15 protein-coding genes and 4 tRNA genes are annotated in these 19,562 nt (G+C 52.4%); 10 read left to right on the top strand and 9 right to left on the bottom strand.

Features of this window, described 5'->3' with window-relative positions:
• The first annotated feature begins 354 nt into the window (after window positions 1-354).
• The 3 genes from BM159_RS09605 to BM159_RS09595 all read left to right on the top strand — a co-directional run bounded on the left by BM159_RS09605 (window position 355) and on the right by BM159_RS09595 (window position 3,882).
• Entirely contained in the window at window positions 355-1,386 is a 1,032-nt protein-coding gene (locus tag BM159_RS09605) for a phosphate/phosphite/phosphonate ABC transporter substrate-binding protein (RefSeq protein ID WP_093914022.1), read from the top strand.
• A gap of 161 nt (window positions 1,387-1,547) precedes the next feature.
• Window positions 1,548-2,288 carry a phosphonate ABC transporter ATP-binding protein gene (gene phnC, locus BM159_RS09600; RefSeq protein ID WP_093914021.1) on the top strand — a complete coding sequence of 247 codons (741 nt, stop codon included), beginning with the start codon at window positions 1,548-1,550 and terminating at the stop codon, window positions 2,286-2,288.
• Between the two features lie 61 nt (window positions 2,289-2,349).
• Window positions 2,350-3,882 (top strand): PhnE/PtxC family ABC transporter permease, encoded by a 1,533-nt coding sequence (locus tag BM159_RS09595; protein ID WP_177205995.1) that lies wholly within the window; start codon window positions 2,350-2,352, stop codon window positions 3,880-3,882.
• A 235-nt stretch (window positions 3,883-4,117) separates the two neighbouring features.
• Here the strand turns inward: BM159_RS09595 and ilvD are convergent, their stop codons facing one another.
• Complete coding sequence (gene ilvD, locus BM159_RS09590; RefSeq protein ID WP_093914019.1) at window positions 4,118-5,794, bottom strand: dihydroxy-acid dehydratase; 1,677 nt, start codon at window positions 5,792-5,794, stop codon at window positions 4,118-4,120.
• A gap of 360 nt (window positions 5,795-6,154) precedes the next feature.
• Here ilvD and BM159_RS09585 point away from each other — a divergent pair, with 360 nt between their 5' ends.
• From BM159_RS09585 to BM159_RS09560, 6 genes are all read left to right on the top strand, one after another.
• Window positions 6,155-6,580, top strand: coding sequence for a hypothetical protein (locus BM159_RS09585; RefSeq protein WP_093914018.1), 426 nt, complete (start codon window positions 6,155-6,157; stop codon window positions 6,578-6,580).
• Between the two features lie 67 nt (window positions 6,581-6,647).
• Window positions 6,648-6,723, top strand: a tRNA-Lys gene (locus BM159_RS09580).
• A 3-nt stretch (window positions 6,724-6,726) separates the two neighbouring features.
• Window positions 6,727-6,802: transfer RNA gene (locus tag BM159_RS09575), tRNA-Val, on the top strand.
• 13 nt (window positions 6,803-6,815) lie between these two features.
• Window positions 6,816-6,892: transfer RNA gene (locus BM159_RS09570), tRNA-Asp, on the top strand.
• 4 nt (window positions 6,893-6,896) lie between these two features.
• Window positions 6,897-6,972: transfer RNA gene (locus BM159_RS09565), tRNA-Phe, on the top strand.
• Window positions 6,973-7,110: 138 nt separating this feature from the next.
• The gene (locus BM159_RS09560; RefSeq protein ID WP_093914017.1) at window positions 7,111-7,320 is read left to right on the top strand and encodes a hypothetical protein; all 210 of its coding nucleotides are present in this window, start codon (window positions 7,111-7,113) and stop codon (window positions 7,318-7,320) included.
• Between the two features lie 276 nt (window positions 7,321-7,596).
• Here BM159_RS09560 and BM159_RS09555 read toward each other — a convergent pair whose 3' ends face one another.
• The 8 genes from BM159_RS09555 to cobN all read right to left on the bottom strand — a co-directional run bounded on the left by BM159_RS09555 (window position 7,597) and on the right by cobN (window position 18,927).
• Complete coding sequence (locus BM159_RS09555) at window positions 7,597-8,382, bottom strand: ABC transporter ATP-binding protein (RefSeq protein ID WP_218149569.1); 786 nt, start codon at window positions 8,380-8,382, stop codon at window positions 7,597-7,599.
• Window positions 8,379-9,332 carry a FecCD family ABC transporter permease gene (locus tag BM159_RS09550; RefSeq protein ID WP_342745759.1) on the bottom strand — a complete coding sequence of 318 codons (954 nt, stop codon included), beginning with the start codon at window positions 9,330-9,332 and terminating at the stop codon, window positions 8,379-8,381. Before BM159_RS09550 ends, BM159_RS09555 begins: the two co-directional genes overlap by 4 nt.
• A 92-nt stretch (window positions 9,333-9,424) precedes the next feature.
• Window positions 9,425-10,405 (bottom strand): ABC transporter substrate-binding protein, encoded by a 981-nt coding sequence (locus tag BM159_RS09545; RefSeq protein WP_093914015.1) that lies wholly within the window; start codon window positions 10,403-10,405, stop codon window positions 9,425-9,427.
• Between the two features lie 18 nt (window positions 10,406-10,423).
• Window positions 10,424-11,164, bottom strand: a complete 741-nt coding sequence (locus BM159_RS09540; protein WP_093914014.1) for an ABC transporter permease — start codon at window positions 11,162-11,164, stop codon at window positions 10,424-10,426.
• The gene (locus BM159_RS09535; protein WP_093914013.1) at window positions 11,164-12,036 is read right to left on the bottom strand and encodes an ABC transporter ATP-binding protein; all 873 of its coding nucleotides are present in this window, start codon (window positions 12,034-12,036) and stop codon (window positions 11,164-11,166) included. Before BM159_RS09535 ends, BM159_RS09540 begins: the two co-directional genes overlap by 1 nt.
• Window positions 12,037-12,143: 107 nt before the next feature.
• Window positions 12,144-14,051 (bottom strand): VWA domain-containing protein, encoded by a 1,908-nt coding sequence (locus tag BM159_RS09530; RefSeq protein WP_093914012.1) that lies wholly within the window; start codon window positions 14,049-14,051, stop codon window positions 12,144-12,146.
• Complete coding sequence (locus BM159_RS09525; protein WP_093729770.1) at window positions 14,048-15,070, bottom strand: magnesium chelatase ATPase subunit I; 1,023 nt, start codon at window positions 15,068-15,070, stop codon at window positions 14,048-14,050. Before BM159_RS09525 ends, BM159_RS09530 begins: the two co-directional genes overlap by 4 nt.
• A 128-nt stretch (window positions 15,071-15,198) precedes the next feature.
• A complete protein-coding gene (gene cobN / locus BM159_RS09520) occupies window positions 15,199-18,927 on the bottom strand; it encodes a cobaltochelatase subunit CobN (protein ID WP_093914011.1) in 3,729 nt (1,242 codons plus the stop codon).
• Window positions 18,928-19,406: 479 nt separating this feature from the next.
• Between cobN and BM159_RS09515 the strand changes: the two genes are divergently transcribed.
• On the top strand, window positions 19,407-19,562 hold a 156-nt coding region (locus BM159_RS09515; RefSeq protein ID WP_143089426.1), incomplete at its 3' end, for a transposase.

Below are 19,562 nucleotides of genomic sequence, written 5' to 3'. Positions count from 1 at the left end.
GGTCCTGTATGAAAATATAAATATTTTCTGAAGCCGAAATGCGAGGGAGCCCGTGTGCCGGGCTGAGAGGATGCCAGAGATCATCGACCGCCGGTTTGTATGAAGGAAAACCGATGTATGTAGGGAAAAGCTGCCGTTGAGAAGTGGCTGTGAAGCGCGGATTGTGAAACAGCAGCGGCAATCGTTTTCCTGATGCGCAGTTCCATTTCATGCATATCGTTCCTGAAACGCATTTTGGTTTTGGCATGTAAGGCGCGATATGCTGTCGCGCTTTTATTATTTTTAGCATCTTTTGGAATTGTGAGGCGTGGTTGCAGTATTCAATATGTTATAGCGAAAGAATGGGGGATTAAAATGAAAAAGACAATTGCTTTTATCATGTTCCTGTGCCTTTGCGCGGGTTTGCTGGCCGGCTGCGGCGGTGAAACGAAAAAGAGTGCAGGAAGCAATGAGATTAAAGAGCTGAAGATTGCTGTTTCTCCTTACCAGGATGCGGAGACGGTAAAAACAGCAGTGGGTCCGTTAAGTACAATGCTGCAGGGAAAACTGAAGGAAAAAGGCTTTGCGGTCGGCAAGGTATCCGTAAGCGTAGGCACATCCTACAGCGCGGTAGGGGAAGCTTTAAGCGCGGGCAGTGCAGACGCGGGTTTCGTTTCCGGCGCCACGTATGTGTTGTTTGATAAGGAAATCGATGTGCTGCTTACGGCGCTGCGGCAGGGGATCAGCAAGGATACGACAGACGTAAAGATCTGGAACGAAGGGGAACCGGAGAAGTTTAACGACAAGCTTGTCCAGCATTACCGCTCTGTTCTGGTGACAGGTCCTTCCGCCAAAGGAAAAGCCTTGCTGGAGAAGGTGAAAAAGGGAGAAAAACCTTCCTGGGAGGAACTGAACGGGCTGACCTGGACAGTGATGAGTCCGGCTTCTGCTTCGGGCTACCTGTATCCTTCCTTGTTTTTGAAAAAGGAATACGGGAAAACAATTGCTGATCTGGCCCATGTGGTGCAGGCAGAGTCTTACACCACATCCATGGCGCGGCTGGCTTCCGGGCAGGCGGACATTGCGGTGGCCTTTTCCCACATACGGATCCGCAATGAAAAGAACTGGCAGAAAAAGCTGGGGGGAACGGACACGATCTGGAAACAGACGGGCATCATCGGCGTGACGGATAAGATTTATAATGATACGGTCTGCGTGAGCAAAACGTCCAAAACCATGCAGGACCAGAAGTTCCGCAAGGCTTTCGGAGAAGCGCTGATTGAGATCGGAAAGACGAAAGAGGGACTGGACGCGCTGAAGATTCTGGGTCACAAAGGTTACGACTGGGCTGATGCGAAGAATTATGACGACGAACGCCGGGTACAGCGGGAACTGAAAGGGAAGTAAGATTGTGTCGCACTTTCTCTTTGATGTGCGCTGTAACATGCGGTGTGTTGGCGGGGCAGGTCGCAGGTTTGCGTGGAAAAGCGGCAGCGAACGGTCAGGTAATGGTATATTGGTGCCTGAGATCTTGCGTTAAGTGAGATATTGCGTTAAGGTGATTCGGTATGCTGGAGTTAAAAAATGTAACACATCAATTTCATAAGGACGACCCGGTTTTGCAGCAGGTTTCCCTGCGGGTTACCGATGGGGAGTTTGTGGCCGTGATCGGGCGCAGCGGGGCAGGGAAGACAACTCTGCTGAAACTGTTCAACGGGATGGTGACACCGCAGCAGGGCACAGTCTGGGTAGACGGGGAGTGCCTGTCAAACTGCAGCGGGAAAAAGCTGCGGCAGATACAGCAGAAGATCGCGGTAATCTATCAGGATTTCTGCCTGGTTCCCCAGTCGACGGCTCTGGAAAACGTGCTGCACGGGGCGCTGTGCCGGAATCCGCTCTGGCGTGTTATGACAGGCTGCTTTTCGGAACAGGACCAGGAAAACGCGAGAGCGGCCCTGGCCAAAGTCGGACTGGCTGAGAAAGCGGATAGCTTGGTCTCAACGTTAAGCGGTGGCGAGAAACAACGGGTGGCCATTGCCCGGGCATTGCTGCAGCAGGCCCGCATCATTCTGGCTGATGAGCCCGTGGCCTCGCTGGATCCGGTGGCCGCGGAACAGGTTCTTTCATTATTAAAAAACCTGCAGCAGGAGAATAAGCTGACGGTAGTCATGAACAGCCACAACACGGTTCAGGCTGCGCAGTATGCGGAGCGGATCATCGGCTTAAAGCAGGGCGTTGTGGTAAAAGACGCTCCTGTTTCCGCATGGGATGAAGCTTCCTTTGCGAACGTATATGGAGGCGCGCAATGAAACGGCAGAATGCTGTTTGGATTGGTACGCTTTTTGTTGCAGTTGGATACGGGGTAACGAAATGAAACGGTCATATCTTGTCCGCAGTGCAATAGTTGTGCTTTGTCTGCTGGTTTCCTTATGGCAGACAGAGTTTTCCCTTCCCCTGTTATGGGAGCGGGGGCATTATTTTATTGACACTGCTGCCAGGATGTTCCCTCCGGATACTTCTTTTCTGGATGTGATTCTGGTTCCACTGCGGGACACGGTGTATATTTCATTGCTGGGAACCGTTTTGGGCGGAATCATCGGGGCAGTGGGGACCGTGTTGTGCAACGGATATGTGAACCGGTGGAAAGTTGCGCGGATTATCCTGAAGGCGGCGGTACACGTGTTTCGCTGCATTCCTGTGCTGATTCTGGCCCTGCTCTGCACGTTTGTGTTCGGTCTTGGCATGTGGTCCGGCATTATCGCGGTTACTCTGTCAACTGCAGCCGTGCTTTCCCGTCTGGGATACGAAGACAGTGAGAACGCGGAACTGAAAACGGCCCGCGTATTGGAATATGCGGGAGCGGGGTGTTTCAAGGCCTGGTGGGTATCTGTATGGAAGCAGATACTTCCGGGTTATCTTGCCAACCTGCTGTATCTTTTGGAATCCAATGTGCGTAACGCTGCCGTGCTGGGTTTTGTGGGAGCGGGAGGCATAGGCCTGCTGCTGAATGAAAAACTGGCCTGGCGGGAGTACTCCAAAGTGGGCATGATCCTGTGCGTGTTATATTTGGTTGTGCTGGCAACCGAGAGTTTAAGCGGTTTCCTGCGTGTCCATCTGATAGAATCGGAAACAAAACACAAAAAATGGTATATTCCCACGGTTCTGTGCGGTTTTTTCATCTTTTTCTCTTTTTTAACCGGCTTTCCGGCCATGTCCGGAGTAAACAAAACCGCGCTGGCATCTATTGCGGAAGGTGTTGTATCTCCGGATATTACAATGATGTTTTCTCTGGCAACTGAAGCAGTTCCGACCTTGTTGTTTGAAACGCTTTGCATTGCTTTTCTGGGTACTCTCGGAGGAACTGTATTTGCTCTGCTGTTATCTGTTCTTTCCTGCTTCCGTTTTTTGGGGCTTGCAGCCCTGCTGATGCGCCTGCTGTTGCTGGTGTTCCGTTCGGTTCCCGTCCTTGTTTACGGACTGCTGTGGATCCGGGTGACCGGGCCGGGTCCGTTTGCCGGCGTGCTGACCATGGCCTTGTGCAGCATCGGACTTCTGGCCAAACGCTTCCTGATTGCTATTGACAGCATTGATATGAAACCGTATTACGCATTGCGGGCCTCCGGTGTTCACATCCTGGCGGCTGTGCGCTGGGCTGTGGTTCCCCAGATACTGCCCCATTATCTGTCTGCCGTTATCTACCGCATGGATATCAACCTGAGAGAAGTGGCCGTGCTGGGTCTGGTTGGCGCGGGCGGCATCGGTACGCCTCTGGTCCTGGCCATGAATCATTATGAATGGAAGCAGGCCGGCGCGCTGCTTTGGGGTCTGATCCTGCTGGCAGCGGCGGCAGGGGCTGTTTCGGAAAAATACCGCAGGTCGTACCGGCTGCGGAAAAGCAGATAAAGTAGTACGATGCATCTTATGTAATGGAAAATATAATAGTAAAGTTCCATTACGTGAAAACAGACAGCGTGCAAACAGAATTCGAATCCGTTATACTGTTTCAGAAGAAAGATAAAGCAAAATAAAAAACTGTACAAAGCAAATGGGATTTCCATTGCTTTGTACAGTTTTGTTTTGTGTTTCATGCAGGAATATCAGTAAAAATCATCCTGCATTTTAAAAGAATCTTAGCACATTATTCTTCTCCGGGAACCCGTACGATAGCGCCTTCTGCGGCGGAGGATACCAGCGCTGCATAGCGGGCCAGGTAGCCGCTCTTTACTTTGGGCGGCGGGCATTTCCATTTAGCCCGGCGTTTTTCCAGTTCTTTGTCGGAAACCTTAACGTTTAAGGAACGTTTCGGGATGTTGATCTCGATGATATCGCCTTCTTCGATCAATGCGATGTTGCCGCCTTCCCGTGCTTCCGGAGAGATGTGGCCGATGCAGGCGCCGCGGGTTGCGCCGGAGAAACGTCCGTCGGTGAGGAGGGCTACGTCTTTATCCAGGCCCATGCCGGCCAGTACGGAAGTGGGGTTCAGCATTTCCCGCATGCCCGGGCCGCCTTTGGGTCCTTCATAACGGATAACGACCACGTCGCCCTTGTTGATCTTTTTGGCGCAGATGGCTTTGATAGCTTCGTCTTCCGAGTTAAATACCCGGGCCGGGCCGGAATGTACCAGCATCTCTTCTGCCACGGCGCTTTCCTTTACAACGGAGCACATGGGCGCGATGTTGCCGGTCAGTACGGCGATGCCGCCGGTCTTGCGGTAGGGATCTTCCACGCTGCGGATTACATCCGGACGCGTAATGACCGCGTTTTTGATCAAAGCGCCGATGGTCTTGCCGGTGACGGTCTTGCAGCTCTTGTTGATGAGTCCCAGTTTGCTCAGTTCGTTCATGACCGCGGCGATGCCGCCGGCTTCGTTCAGGTCAATCATATGATGGAAACCGCCGGGACTCAGTTTGGTTAGGTACGGAGTCTTCTTGGAGATTTTGTCAAACAGGGATAAGGGCAGTTTGAGGCCGGCTTCGTGAGCGATAGCCGGTAAGTGCAGCGCTGTGTTGGAGCTTCCGCCGATGGCCATGTCTACGGTGATGGCATTCTTAAAGGCGTTCATAGTCATGATATCCCGGGGCAGGAGCTGTTCTTTCACCAGGCGGACAACGGTTTCGCCTGCTTTTTTGGCCAGGCGGGCACGGTCGCCCTGGAAGGCTGCCGGAATGGTTCCGTTGCCGGGAAGGCCCATACCTAATACTTCGGTGAGGCAGTTCATGGTATTGGCGGTGAACAGGCCGGCGCAGCTGCCGCAGCCGGGGCAGGAGCAGCGCTCGATGCGGGACAGTTCTGCTTTATCGATCTTGCCGGCTTCAAAACGGCCGGCCGCTTCAAACGTGGTGGAGATGGAAATATCTTTGCCTTCATAACGGCCGGGGAGCATGGGTCCGCCGCTGCAGAATACTGCAGGGATATTCAGGCGCAGCGCAGCCATCAGCATGCCGGGCACAATTTTATCGCAGTTAGGAATCAGCACCATGCCGTCAAAGGCATGGCCGTTGATCTGCGCTTCAATGCTGTCGGCGATCAGTTCACGGCTTGCCAGGGGGTATTTCATTCCTTCGTGGCCCATGGCGATACCGTCGCAAAGGCCGATGGCAGGAACTTCAATGGGAACGCCGCCTGCCGCCAGGATGCCGTATTTTACCATTTTGGCCTGGTCATCCAGATGGGCATGGCCTGCAATGATATCTGTCTGGGAATTCACTACGGCGATCAGCGGTTTTTTGAGATCTTCATCACTGAAGCCGAGGGCATAGAATAAGGAACGATGGGCCGCGCGGGTGGAACCCTTTTTGACTAAATCGCTTCGCATTTCAAAACCTCTTTTCTTTTACAATATAAAATGATAAAAATAAAACTTCAGGAACCAGCAGGTCCTTAATTTTGTCTTCTTATGAAAACATAAGTATCAAAATAATTTTATGCCGACGGAAGAATCTTGTCAATGTTGAAAATAAAAATCTTCATTATTATAAGGAATGGTGCTTGTTCGCAGCGTGAGAATATATTATAATATTTTCGTAGTATTACTCTGTGATAATGACGGAGTATACAACCGTGATAATGAAGAAGTATGAATCCGTTACTACTCTCACAGTCATGATCGAAAGAAAACGGAACCGGCGCGGCAATTTCGGACGCCGGCCCCAATAATTCGGGAGGATGAAGGCTGATGATAACAATTGAAGACGTTCGGACGTGGTTGGATGGTAAAAATGTCCCCTATGAAGTGATGGTTGACACCGCAACTGGCAATGATGTGTATGTTGTGAAGCATCATTCTGAGGTGGCGGAAATTGATTATATGGGCGTTATTGCTGTGCCTCCGGGACGGTTTATGATGGTTAAGGTAGTGGGGGCCGATTTAAGCAAGTACCATCCCCGTAAATGCCTGGCGGTACTGCAACAGTTTAACGGGCTGATGAACCGGCGCCATACACCGGACAGTTACAATTATAATGTGGAAGGAAAGAACCTGATTATTATCTTCTGGCCGGAAAATACGACCACGGACAGCATCCAGCATTATCTTAATTTCGGGTTTGACCGTCTTGATTTCATGTACAGGAATCTGGAAAAACTGGAAATCGCGGATTAACAGTTTTTCAACTTTTTCTTGACAATCCTTTTCCTTTGTTCTATAATATTCAAGTAACACGTCAAGTGGTCGACTAGCTCAGCTGGCAGAGCAACTGACTCTTAATCAGTGGGTCCGGGGTTCGAGCCCCCGGTCGATCACCATGTGGGCGCTTAGCTCAGCTGGGAGAGCGTCTGCCTTACAAGCAGAATGTCAGCGGTTCGATCCCGTTAGCGCCCACCATTTTTTTATGTCCGGCCCGGTGGTTCAGTTGGTTAGAATGCCGCCCTGTCACGGCGGAGGTCACGAGTTCGAGTCTCGTCCGGGTCGCCAGTATGCCTCGGTAGCTCAGTTGGTAGAGCAAGGGACTGAAAATCCCTGTGTCCACAGTTCGATTCTGTGCTGAGGCACCATTTTGAAACGCAGTTACCCACGGGTGTCACACCGTGGGTAATTTTGTATAAGAAAGAAGTAAAACGCTTTTCAGATACGCAGGGATTTCGTAAATCGTATTAGCGTAATGTTTTCTTCAGAAAAGAAGGTGTTGATTCATGTTTCCGGGTGGAGAAAGTACTACCACGTCCCTTATTTTTATCTGGGGTGTCGTATTGATTTGCAGTATCCGTGGTTGTTTCCGTAATTTCCAAACGGGGGATAAGGCCTGGGGCACGGCGTTTGGCATCCTGATTCCCGCATCTGCCTACTTCCTGGCAGATTTGCTGGGACTGCTGCCTCCGGGAGCGCCCCGCGTTTTTATGTAAGCGGATATTTGAATTATGGATTTTTCAAAAACGCTTGACAAATGGATAGTAGTAGGGTAAAATGAAATTGGTTAGCGAAAGCTAACCAATTTTTTGCATAGTGCGTTAGCAATGGCTAACCCTTTTCTGATGATTCCTCTTCATTTTTTTGTTTTGTGGAATCCGGCTGAAAAGCATTATGCGGATTTATACTACGTCTGGCAGTATAAATCCGCATGAAAAGATTCCGGTGTTTTCTTTTGTGCGACTGGCGTGGCCGGTCGCTTTTTTATTTGATTAATACAAATCCAGCGGCACCAGTGTGCGCACGCCTTCCGAAGTATATACATCCTCTGCTTTTACACGGAAGACTTCTTTTAACAGGTCTACCGTAATTACATCTGCCGGGTTCCCGCTTGTGACCAATGTTCCTTTCTTCATGACCACCACATGGTGGGCGAACTGTACTGCCTGATTTAAATCGTGGAGTACCAGCGCGACTGTCAGCTTCAGCTCCCGGTTTAACCGGTCCAATAGCTTCATGACTTCCAGCTGGTGGCAGATATCCAGATAGGTTGTTGGTTCATCCAGCAGCAGTACCTGGGGCTTCTGGGCCAGGGCCATGGCAATCCAGGCGCGCTGCCTTTCGCCTCCGGACAGCGTCTGCAGGATGCGGTGTTGGTAGGGCACCAGGCTGGTTTCTTCCAGCGCCCACTCTATACATTCCTGATCTTCCTTAGTGGCTTTGCCGAAGAGACTGCGATAGGGAAAACGTCCCATGGCCACCAGATCCCGTACTGTCATATCAGCCGGGGCCTGGGGAGACTGGGTCAGGATAGCCAGTTTCTGGGCGAATTCTTTGTAACCGAAGTCCCACACGTTCCGGTTCAGCAGGGTGATCTGGCCGGCAGAAATGGGATTGATCCGGCAGATGGCTTTCAACGTAGTACTCTTGCCACAGCCGTTTGGTCCGATGATGGCGGTAATCTTCCCGTTTGGAATATCCGCGTTCATGTGCTGTACGATCGTTTTTCCTGACAGAGTGACCTGCAGGTCTCTTACTTCAATCATATTGTCCATCATAATTCCCTCCTTAACAGGAACAGGAAGAAGGGCGCGCCGATAAACGCCATGATAATGCCTACGGGCAGTTCAATGGGCGCAAAGGCTACCCGGGCGAACGTATCGCTGAAAGTTATGATGGCGATACCCAGCAGGGCGGCTCCCGGAATCAGGAAACGGTAGTCGGAACCCAGAATCAGACGGGCTACATGAGGAATTACCAGGCCGACGAAACCCAACAGGCCTGCCACACTGACGGCACTGGCTGCCAGGAGCGCCGCAATGGCAGTCAGGGCAATGCGTGTAACTTCAACGTTTACGCCAAGGCCTTTGGCCATCTCATCGCCTAACTGCAGGATGTTCAGATAGTGGGCGCTGACGATGGCAAGTACCAGACCGATCAATGCGTAGGGAACGATAATGGTAACATGGGGCCAGCTTCTGGCAGCCAGACCGCCTACCATCCACATCAGGGCGCCGTTAACACGGTCGCTGTAGAATACCAGCAGACCGGAGATGCCGGCGCTTAAAAAGGCGGACACGGCTACGCCCGCCAGAATGATGCGGACCGGCTTGATGCCGTTTTTCCAGGCCAGGATGTAAATGGCGATAGCGGCCAGCATGGCGCCGATAAAGGCTACCGGCGTAATCAGGTATTCCAGCGCAGGGAAGAGGATCATAATGGTGATGCCTGCGATACCCGCGCCGGAAGAAATGCCGATGATGTGTGGGTCTGCCAGGGGGTTGCGCATGACGGCCTGTAAAATCGCGCCGGAAAGCGACAGGTTCAGGCCTACCATGGCGCCTACAATGGTCCGGGGCAGCCGGATGTTCCAGATGATCTGATCCTGGGGGCTTGCCTTGGGATGCAGTAATATTTCCACGACCTGGGAAACCGAAATATCCGCAGCGCCTAAGGCAATGGACATAAGGCAGCCGGTCACGGCAAGGACTGTAAACAGGATCAGCATGGCGACGCGCCAGACCCTGCGGTCAATACCATAACGTTCCGCCCGTTCGGATGCGTCCGGCAATTTATCTGCCATATTGTTTTCCTCCGATATTACTTAAAGTTTTCCGGGAATACATGTTTCGCCATCAGTTCCACTGCGTCCGGATACCGTAAGCCCGGAGGTGTCAGGAATAAATCTTCCGGCAGGATAAACACTTTGTTGTTCTTTACGGCGGTTAAGGCGCTGTAGGCGGGATTTCCCTGCACATCGGCCTTCAGGCGTTTTTCAATCTTGTCCTGGGCGCCCATGGAGGTGATGAAGATGATTTCCGGATCCTTTTCCACCAGTACTTCTATGCTGTAAGGGGCTTTTTCCGGTTTGCCCTGAATGGCTGTGGTGCCCTGGGCAATGTTGACAAAGCCCAGCATTTTTGCTGCGTTGCCGGCAATGCTGTTTTCCAGTTCCACAGTTACGGTGGACGGGGTGGCGTGCAGGATCACGATGCGCTTCTTGTGGTCTTTCGGCATTTTGGCAATGGTGGCAGCGATTTTATCATCCATTGTCTTGTTCAGTTTTTCCGCTTCAGCAGATTTCCCGTAAACCTTACCGGTGATAACCAGCGCTTCTTTGGTTTCTTCATAGGTTTTCGGCTGCAGCGTAATGGCGTTTATGTTGTTGGTCTCCAGCATTTTTATAAATTTCTGGTATTGCGCCGCATTGATGAACACCAGGTCCGGCTTCAGTCCCACAACTTTTTCCATGTTGATGTTAAACACATGGCCGACGTCCTCGGCTTTTTCCATGGAAGGGGGAATCACAGACGCTTTGCTGCTGGAAGGACGGCCGATAATCGTTCCGCCCACTGCGTCCACGTAATTCAGAATCGAAGGCACCATGACCACGACCCGCTCCGGCTTTTTGGTAAGAACCACGTTGCGTTTTTCGGAATCGGTAATTTCCGCAAAAGCTTTTTGCGAGGTCTGAACTGCCGGTTTGCTGCCTGCGTTCGTGGCTGCGTTTTCCGGCTTACAGCCGAAAGAAACAAAGGCCAGCAGGCTTACCATCAGTGAAAAGAAAAGAATTTTTTTCATAATCCGTACACTTCCTTATTAATTTCTGAGCTTTATAAACGCCTGGCCGCCGATGACAAAGACCACGACCAGATAAATCAGCAGGATTCCCACTGACCATAACGACACTTCCGCCCCGCTGCCGATGCCCCGCAACAGGTAACTGGTGTGGGTGAGGGGCAGGCATTCGATAAAAATACGCAACGCATCGGGTAACGCTTTTGTGGAGAAAAAGGTGCCGCATAAAAAGGACATGGGCAACAGGATATAAGTATTCACCTGGCCCATCTGTTCATACGTCGAGAGGAACATGGCCGCGGCAAAACCGATTTCGGCGAAGATGGCGCAATTCAGTATCAGCACCAGTAAAAAGAGGGGCGTAATGGTGAAGTGCGCGCCGAAAGCATAGGAAAGCGCGATGATGATAGCGGAGGAGATCAGTCCACGCAGCACGGCTGCCAGCACTTTTCCGATTACATAAGCGTATGGGCGGATGGGGGCGATGATATATTCTTCAATGCTCTTGTGGTACACCCGCTCCGCGTGGACCGGCGTTACGCTGTTGAAGCTGATGTTCATGGAGTTCAGGGCCAGAATGCCCGGAACCAGGAAATCAATATAGGAAGCGCCGTTAGCCGTCTGGATGCTGCGGCCCAGCCCCCAGCCAAAGGCTACCAGATACAGGAGAGGCGCTACCATGCGGGAAAGGATGAAGGCGGTCATGCGATGCTTCAGTACGACCCAGTCCCGCCAGAAAACAGTCCAGATGTCAGACAGCATCAGAGTCCCTCCTTCCTTCCGGTCAGTTCAATGAATACGTCTTCCAGATTCGATTTGCGGATGGAAGAGGCCGCGTCGATGGTGCCGATGAACTGCCGGGCTTCTTCACGGGTGTTGAAAAAGCGAAAGTCCCGGTGCACGTCGTCGCGCCATTCCGCTACAAACCGGCCGAAACGGTTGATGAAATTCTGAGGTGTGTCTACATCAATCAGTTTCCCTTTATTCATGATGGCCACCCGGTCGCAAAGTTCTTCTGCTTCTTCAATGTAATGGGTGGTGATCAGAACCGTTGCACCGTCTTTTGCCAGCCGCCGCACAAGCTCCCAGATACGCCAGCGCACCTGGGGATCCAGGGCTACCGTGGGTTCGTCCAGGAACAGGATCTCAGGCCGGTGGATCAGGGCCCGGGCAATCAGCAGTCTGCGTTTCATGCCGCCGGAAAGCTGCCGCACCCCGTCATTGATTACGTTTTGCAGTTCAACGTATTCCAACAGTTCGGCAATACGGGCTTCCCGTTCTTCCCGGTTCATGTGGTAAAGCCTTGCGTGCAATTCCAGGTTTTCCCCTACAGTCAGATCCTGATCAAAGTTCAGATTCTGAGGCACGACGCCGATCATCTGCTTGATTTGACGGGCATCGTCCGCGTTGCCGATGTGTCTGCCGTCATACAGAATCTCTCCGGAGGTGGGACGGGACAGCATGGTCAGCATCCGGATCGTGGTTGTCTTGCCGGCGCCGTTGGGGCCCAGCAGACCGAAAATTTCACCGGTGCCGATGGTCAGGGAAAGATTTTCCACAGCTACCTTTTCCGCTTTTTTATTATGGGTATCTTTATGGGGGAACGTTTTTCGGAGATTTTTTACTTCTATCATATGTTGTGTCCTTCCGCATCTATGCCCGGCATTTCCGTGCCGGCGTCAGACGCTGTAGGTTTTCCGGCTTTTCTGTTATGCGCGGCAGCCGGTTATATTATTTTACCTTATCCGCTCATTTTTCGCCATATGTGAAGCAGGCTGTCTTCCGAAAGTTTATCAATTTTAAAATACGATGCGTCCATTTTCCGGGCCAGTTTTTTGGCGAGTCCCAGCTTGATAAACCCGTTTTCGGTGTCAATGACCGCAATGGGGATATTCCGTTTGCCGATGTGTTCTGCTTCGGTCATGGCATCGTCCACCGCGTTGGTGCCGTTTTCCAGGGGCAGGGTGGCGTGACCGTCCGTAATCAGGATCAGCACAGGATCCTGCAGCGGGTCCTGCCGGTACAGCATATCCAGCACGTCTTCCGCTTTGGAAAGGCCTTTGGCCAGCGGTGTTTTTCCGCCGGTGGGCATGGCGGCCAGTTTTTTCTGGGCGAAGTCAACGCTCTTGGTGACTGGCAGCAATACTTCCGCCTGGTTTTTCCGGAAGGCAATCATGCCGACCCGGTCACGTTTCTGATAGGCTTCCAGTAAAATTTTCAGGATGACGCCCTTTACGGTCTTCATCCGTTCCCGGGCGCCCATGGAACCGCTGGCGTCTACGGCAAAGAGGAAAATATTGCCGGTACGTTTCTCACGGACTTTGGTGCGCAGGTCTTCTTCTTTGATAACCAGGGCGCAGCCGTTGGACTCCCGCCATTTCTGGTAGGGGGCTGCGGCCCGCAGGGTGGCGTCAAAAGCGATGTCAGAAGATTTGGAATGGGGAATCTCGGCGCGGACATAACGTCCCTGCCGTTCGTCTGTACGGGTGGCGCTGCGTTTGCCGCTGCCTTTGCGTTTCTGTTTTCCTTTTACCGGTTCAACCCAGACCGGCGGAAGCTTCACCCGCATGTCCGCCGCGTCCACGCGGTCGTTGCTTCCCGCGTTGGGGTTGGTCATGGTTTCGTCTTCCTTATGTTCCTCCTGGTTGCCTTCGTGGGCTTCCGTATCGGTTTCTTCCGGTTCCGGCGCGTCCGGCATGGAGAACAGTTCATCCTGTTCTTCCCGTTGCGGCGGCGGATTCTGCTGTGCGTCTTCCGGTTCTTTTGTTTCGTTCTGCTGCGGCTCCTGTGGCTGTTCCGGCGGCAATTCCCGCATCCGGTGGGGCAGCACGAATTCCGCGGCCTTTTCCAGATCCTTGGGCAGTACGTATTTGCGTCCGGCCAGAGCGGCTTCAGCCCGGGCGGCTTCCATCAGGTAAATGTCGGCCCGGTGCCCGGCCACGTTGGCTTTGATCGTATAAACGGAGGACAGCCGGATCATGGCGTCGGATACTTCCACCTCGGGCAGCAGCGCGCGGGCTTTGGCAATTTTTTCTGCCAGCCGTTCAGTTTCTGCGGCCCAGTTTTTCCGGAAGGTTTCTCCGTTTTTTTCAAAAGAGGTGACCCGGCGTACGATTTCCATCCGGGCTTCTTCATCGGTTTCCGCTTCTACCGAAACGAACAGACCAAAACGGTCCAGAGCGGCAGAAGAAAGAGTGCCGCTTTCTGGAGCCATGACGGCCAGCACCGTGTATTTTGTGTCCCTGTGTTCGGAGAGGCCGTCCCGTTCCAGTTGGTAACCGCCGGTTTCCTCAACCCGGAGCACGGCAGACAGTATATCGTCCCGCAGCAGGTTGGCATCGTCAAGGTAGACAACACCTCCGTTCGCTTCGTCGATCAACCCCGGTTGGAGCTGCCGTTTGCCGTATTTTACCGCTGCTTCGGCATCAATGGAACCGAACAGCCGGTCTTCCGTAACGCTTACGGGAATCTCGATCCAGGGCGCGTTATATAATTCCCGGGCTCCCCGCATCAGGGTGGACTTCCCGGTTCCTTTTTCACCGCTTACCAGCACTCCGCCTGCATGTGGATTGACAAGGGCCAGCGTTACGGCTTCCTTTGCCTTTTCCATACCGCAGACTGCGGCAAGCGGATATCCTGTTCTTTTCATGCGTCAATCACCTTATCCACATTTTCCCAGTCCAGCTTCTGTTCTTCAAAAGGACGGCGGCGCATACGGTGAGGCAGCGCCAGGTGGGCGGCTTCCCGCAGGTCCTCTTTGGTAACTTCGGTATGTCCGGCCACGGCTGCCAGGGTTTCCGCGGTTTTGATCAGCACGATATCAGCCCGGTGACCGTCAACACCCAGTGTAATGGAAATCTGGGCTGCCATGCGCAGGATCTCATTGGATGTGGTTACCTGGGGCAGCAGTTTCATGGCGCGTTGGATGCGGTGCACTTCGTTCTGCTGTTCTTCTTCCCATTTTTTAATGAATTCTTCCGGATCGTCTTCGTATTCCAGACGCCGTTTGATAACCTCGGCCCGTTTGTCCAGGTCCTTTTCGCCGGCTACGTAAACAGAAAGGGCAAAACGGTCCAGCAGCTGGGGCCGGATATCGCCTTCTTCCGGGTTCATGGTACCAACCAGGGAGAAGCGGGCGGGGTGGGAGTAGGAGATGCCTTCCCGTTCTACGGTGTTGATACCCATGGCGGCGGAGTCCAGCAGTACGTCTACTACGTGATCGTCCAGCAGATTGATTTCGTCTACATACAGAATATTCCGGTTAGCGTCCGCCAGAATACCGGTCTCAAAGGAACGTTTCCCTTCTTTGATAGCAGCTTCAATGTCCAGGGTTCCTACGACACGGTCTTCTGTGGCGCTGACGGGAAGTTCCACTACTTTCATGGGAAGTTCTTCTGTTTCCGGCGCCGCATTGTCATATTTTTCGTGGCATTCATCACACCAGTTGGATTTGTCGTTGGGGTCGTCGTGGAACTTGCAGCCTTTGATGCACAGGCGCGGCGGCAGCAGGTCGGCCAGGGCACGCACGGCGGTGGACTTGGCTGTACCTTTTTCCCCCTGGATCAGTACGCCGCCCAGGCGCGGATTCACTACGTTCAGCACCAGCGCTTTTTTCATCTCTTCCTGCCCGATAATGGCGGTAAATGGAAAGGTTCCCTGTCGTTTCATAATCGTATCGTCCTCCCGTAATCATTTGATAATTTATAATATGTTAATCAATACCTTAGGTTGTGAACCCACAGTGCAGGTTTCGCTACAGTCCTGCGTTTTTTAACCGTTACCGATGGCAAGCAGACTTAGTCTTCGTCGTCTTCTTCAATCTCGCCTTCCACGGAAAGATACAGTTCCTGCAGTTTTTCTTTCGTTTCATCGTCTGCGTTCCACATCTGGCGCTGTTCTGCTTCCAGCAGGGTTTCTGCGATATTCTGCAGGGCCCATGGATTCACTTTTTTCATCCACTGCTGTACTTTCGGGTCAAAGGCGTATTTCTCAGCGTAATCGTTATACATCCAGTCTTCCATTACACTGCTGGTGGCGTCCCACTGGAAGCTGATGTTCAGCCGGTTGGCCATGTCCATGGCGCCTTTGTAACCGTGCTGCATCAGGCCTTCGATGTACTTCGGGTTCAGGGATTCCGTGCGCACCACCCGTTTCATTTCTTCCGCTACCGTGCGGATCTTGGGGGCGCCCCGGTTGGCGCTGTCGCCCACGTAGGACACCGGCGTCTTCTGCCCGAAACTCTTGACCGCTGCGATCATGCCGCCGTGGAAACCGTTGTAGTCGTCGGAACTCAGGATGTTCATGTCATGGTTCTCTTCGTTTTTTACGGTGAGTTCCATTTGCGCCAGACGTTTCTTGAACAGTTCGGGCTGATATATGCCCCGCTGTCCGCCGCCGAAGACGTGGCCGCCCCAGCGTACATACACGTCGGCCAGGTCTTTTTCCGATTCCCAGTTCTTGGCGTCCAGCACTACGTTGATGCCGGAACCGTATGTGCCGGGGGCATCGCCGAAGACACGGAAGGCCGCGTTACGCCAGGCGTCGTCTGCGGAAGCGCCGTCTGCCTGTAAGGCTTCGCTGTCTTCCCGGATATGTTTTCGTACAAAGTTGTCATCATCGGATTCGTCCAGTTTCGCGGCCATCAGCACGGCTTTGTCCATCAGCTCGGCCAGGTGGGGGAGCGTGTCCCGGAATAAGCCGCTGATGCGGGCCGTCACATCGATGCGGGGCCGTTTCAGTTCGTCGAGGGGAATTACTTCCAGATCGGTAACCCGCAGACTGCCTTTCTGCCAGACGGGTTTGACGCCCAGCAGGTACAGGAACTCGGCGATGTCCTGGCCGCTGCTCCGCATGTTGGGGCCTGACCAGAGGACCATACCGATGTTCTCGGGATACTTTCCTTCGTCGGTAATGTACTTTTCAATCATGCGGTCGCCCAGTTTTTTCCCGGCCATCCAGCCTGCCTGGGAGGGCAGTGCCCGGGGATCCACACCGTAGAAGTTACGACCGGAAGGCAGCAGATCTACGCCGCCGGCGCTGGGAGATCCGGAAGGCCCGGGGGCCACATATTTGCCGGAGAGGGCTGAAAGCGTATGATCCAGTTCATCTGTTGTTCTGGCAAGACGGGGATATATTTCTTCAATGATATATTGTCCAAGGGATTTAGTTTTCTGCTTCCATTCTTCCGGCCCTTCTGCCATTTCCGGCAGCTGCATGGCCGCGTTGACAGACTGTTCCGTGAAACCTTTTTCCGCAATGGCCGTTACAAATGCCCGGCTTTCGTTGCGGATGCGGCGCAGCAATTCGCCACCGGTCAGGTCGAAGGCTTCCACGATGGCGGAGGGATTCTTTTCCAGTTCCTCAAAATTCAAACTGAATTTTTCTGCCCACAAGTTATATAAGGAAGGCACCGGCCCGTTTGACAGGCGCAGGAGATGCATGACCTCGCCGATGAGGATATCTCCTTCCGGCGGCTGACCCAGCACATGCAGACCGACATGGATCTCGCTGTCCTGCAGCTCTTCAATATATTCATGAAGTTCTGCCAGATAATCGGTGAAAGGTTTTGTTTCGTCATAGGCAACAGACTCGTCGATCTTCGTTTCATGGGCCAGTTCAATGATTTTTTTCTCCAGTTCGGCCGCCTGTTCTGAATCCTGTTTCTGGAAATGGCTGTATTCGTCAGCCATTTTTTCCAGCTCTGCCAGTTCGTCGAAAGCACCGGCTTCCGCTACGGGGGCGGGCAGGTAGCCGATAAGGCAGGCGCTGCTGCGGCGTTTGGCGATGACGCCTTCGCCGGAGATGGTCATCAGGTAAGGGTAAATGTTGGGCAGGGAACCCAGGGCGATATCGGAATAGCTGGAACGGTCCAGTCCGGTTGCCTTACCGGGAAGCCATTCCAGATTACCGTGGGTGCCCAGATGGATCACTGCATCAGCTTTGAACACTTCCCGCAGCCAGTAATAGAACGCCAGGTACTGGTGGGTGGGGGCTATGGTAGGATCGTGATAGGCCCGGGCGGGATCCATGCCATACTGGCGGGCAGGCTGCACAGTCATAAAAATGTTGCCGTTCATGGTACCGGGCACCAGAATATTGCCTTCATCGGACAGCATGATATCGCCGGGAGTTTCGCCCCACTGTTCCGTCATCTTTTGCCGTGCTTCTTCCGGCAGGGTGGCAAAGAAAGCCGCATATTCATCCGCGGAAAGCTTCTGGCATTCTTCTGCCTGCTTGTCGGTTAACAGACTTAAATCGTTGGTGGCATGGGAAGTCATGATGCGGATAAACTCTTCCGCCGATTCCGGCAGGAAGTCAATCTTGTAGCCATCCGCCTGCATGCGGGCCAGAAGCCGGGTCGCGCTTTCCATGGAATCCATGCCGGAGGCGCTGCCGATATTGTAATTTTTGGGCGGGTAATTATGGAAAATCAGGGCGATCTTTTTATCTTCGTTTTTCAGACGGTGGAGCCTTGCCCATTTGATGGCCTTATCCACCATGGCGGCCATACGTTCTGGCATGGGCTGGTATTCGATGGCGCCGTCAGGCAGTACGTTACGGCCGGCGATAGGAACCCCGTGGATCGCGCCGTCAAATTCCGGCAGGGCTACGGCGATGGAAGTTTCCACCGCGTTGAGGCCTTCGGGATTTTTGCGCCAGTCTTCTTCCGTCGTCAGCAGGGTGTAGGCTGTTAAAACCGGTACGCCCAGCTGTTCCAGTTCGTCTGTAGTTAGGCTGCCGTTGCCTACGTGGGAGAATTTCATGGCGCTGACGAGAACATCGATTACGGTTTCACCGTTCTGGGTGAAGAAATCATGAAATACCTTGCGGATGCTGGGCATGCCCAGGGATTCGTCAGGCATCTGGTTGGTGAATACGGCCAGAGCGTTGCAGCCTTTTTGTTCCGCTTCCCGGATGAAAGCGGTGGGGTAGGCCAGGTCGTCCCAGATCCATTCGTCACGGTAAAACAGCAGACCGATGACCGGCCTGTCCGGTTTGCAGAATTGTTCCCGGTATGCGGCCAAATCGGTCATGAAGCCGTCAGGCATGTCAGGATGATAGATACCCGCCCAGCATTGAGGTTTCGGTTCGTCCGGAACGGTGACAGATGTGTCTGTAAGAGAAGAGGCATACAACCAGAAGTTCCGAAAGTTTTCGGCGCCGCCGTAGAAGGTATATCCCCTGAGGCGTGCGGCAACAGATTTTTCCACTCCCGCACCATTCCCGGCTGAAGCAGATTCCACTGCGTCGATGACATAGGGGATGTGGTTGGCATCCAGAAATCTGCGGCATTCTTCCCAGAATTTTGATTTAAAAATATTATTGAAGAACCTGGCTACAATCAGGCTGCTGCCCCGGAGCTTCCGTTCCCAGACATAGTTCCATTCGCTGGAACGTTCCAGCTTGACAGCCATGCACAGATCGGAAATCTTCATCTCGTCCTGCAGCTGCAGACAGGCGTTCTTCATGCCGGCATAGCGGCGGGTATCGTTAGTCAGGTAAATTATTTTTATATCCATATCCATAAAAGAAATAATTCCCCCTCTCTTCCTTGAAAAATATGAGAGCATGCAGGTCTGCCGCATTTTGTAATATGTTGAAAAATTTCAATTTTATTAGTATTTACTTCTATTAATTATACATTAGTTTTAGTTATTAGTAAATGTTTCATAAAAGCACACTATATTTACATGAAGCTGTATCAGAGGCTTATTCCGGTAGGTTGAGGGGCTTTGACACCGCAGATTCCAGGTGAATATACTACGCTGGCTGGCCTTTCTCTTACCCGTCGTGAGATCCCGCAAGCGCGCAGAATAAAAAAGGACGCCCGAAAGCGTCCTTTTTATTATTATGGCTTTAGCTTGGGAGCCGAATCCCTCAAGGGGATTTGGCTCAAAAACCACCTGCTACGCAGGTGGGATTAATGCTTAAGCAAAAGGGCAACATCCTTCTTGTATAATGATAGTGTTCAAGCCGTCACTAAAACAAGAAAGGATGTTGCCCTATGGCAAATAGTTTAGCACATACCAAGTGGGTATGCAAATATCACATTGTATTTACACCAAAATACAGAAGAAAAATCATTTATAACCAATTGCGTTTGGATATCAGAACGATTCTTAAAGATTTGTGCAAATGGAAAGGTGTAGAAATCATCGAA

It is taken from the genome of Succiniclasticum ruminis DSM 9236, assembly GCF_900112895.1.
Taxonomy (GTDB): Bacteria; Bacillota; Negativicutes; order Acidaminococcales; family Acidaminococcaceae; genus Succiniclasticum; species Succiniclasticum ruminis.
This window is presented reverse-complemented; position numbering and strand designations above follow the sequence as displayed.

What these genes read in the sequence shown, in the direction of transcription:
- BM159_RS09530 (WP_093914012.1), bottom strand. Translation starts at nt 14,051, where the DNA reads ATGAAAAGAACAGGATATCCGCTTGCCGCAGTCTGCGGTATGGAAAAG.
- BM159_RS09585 (WP_093914018.1), top strand. Translation starts at nt 6,155, where the DNA reads ATGATAACAATTGAAGACGTTCGGACGTGGTTGGATGGTAAAAATGTC.
- BM159_RS09550 (WP_342745759.1), bottom strand. Translation starts at nt 9,332, where the DNA reads ATGCTGATCCTGTTTACAGTCCTTGCCGTGACCGGCTGCCTTATGTCC.
- BM159_RS09525 (WP_093729770.1), bottom strand. Translation starts at nt 15,070, where the DNA reads ATGAAACGACAGGGAACCTTTCCATTTACCGCCATTATCGGGCAGGAA.
- BM159_RS09595 (WP_177205995.1), top strand. Translation starts at nt 2,350, where the DNA reads ATGAAACGGTCATATCTTGTCCGCAGTGCAATAGTTGTGCTTTGTCTG.
- phnC (WP_093914021.1), top strand. Translation starts at nt 1,548, where the DNA reads ATGCTGGAGTTAAAAAATGTAACACATCAATTTCATAAGGACGACCCG.
- BM159_RS09540 (WP_093914014.1), bottom strand. Translation starts at nt 11,164, where the DNA reads ATGCTGTCTGACATCTGGACTGTTTTCTGGCGGGACTGGGTCGTACTG.
- BM159_RS09545 (WP_093914015.1), bottom strand. Translation starts at nt 10,405, where the DNA reads ATGAAAAAAATTCTTTTCTTTTCACTGATGGTAAGCCTGCTGGCCTTT.
- BM159_RS09560 (WP_093914017.1), top strand. Translation starts at nt 7,111, where the DNA reads ATGTTTCCGGGTGGAGAAAGTACTACCACGTCCCTTATTTTTATCTGG.
- BM159_RS09535 (WP_093914013.1), bottom strand. Translation starts at nt 12,036, where the DNA reads ATGATAGAAGTAAAAAATCTCCGAAAAACGTTCCCCCATAAAGATACC.
- BM159_RS09555 (WP_218149569.1), bottom strand. Translation starts at nt 8,382, where the DNA reads ATGATGGACAATATGATTGAAGTAAGAGACCTGCAGGTCACTCTGTCA.
- cobN (WP_093914011.1), bottom strand. Translation starts at nt 18,927, where the DNA reads ATGGATATGGATATAAAAATAATTTACCTGACTAACGATACCCGCCGC.
- BM159_RS09605 (WP_093914022.1), top strand. Translation starts at nt 355, where the DNA reads ATGAAAAAGACAATTGCTTTTATCATGTTCCTGTGCCTTTGCGCGGGT.
- ilvD (WP_093914019.1), bottom strand. Translation starts at nt 5,794, where the DNA reads ATGCGAAGCGATTTAGTCAAAAAGGGTTCCACCCGCGCGGCCCATCGT.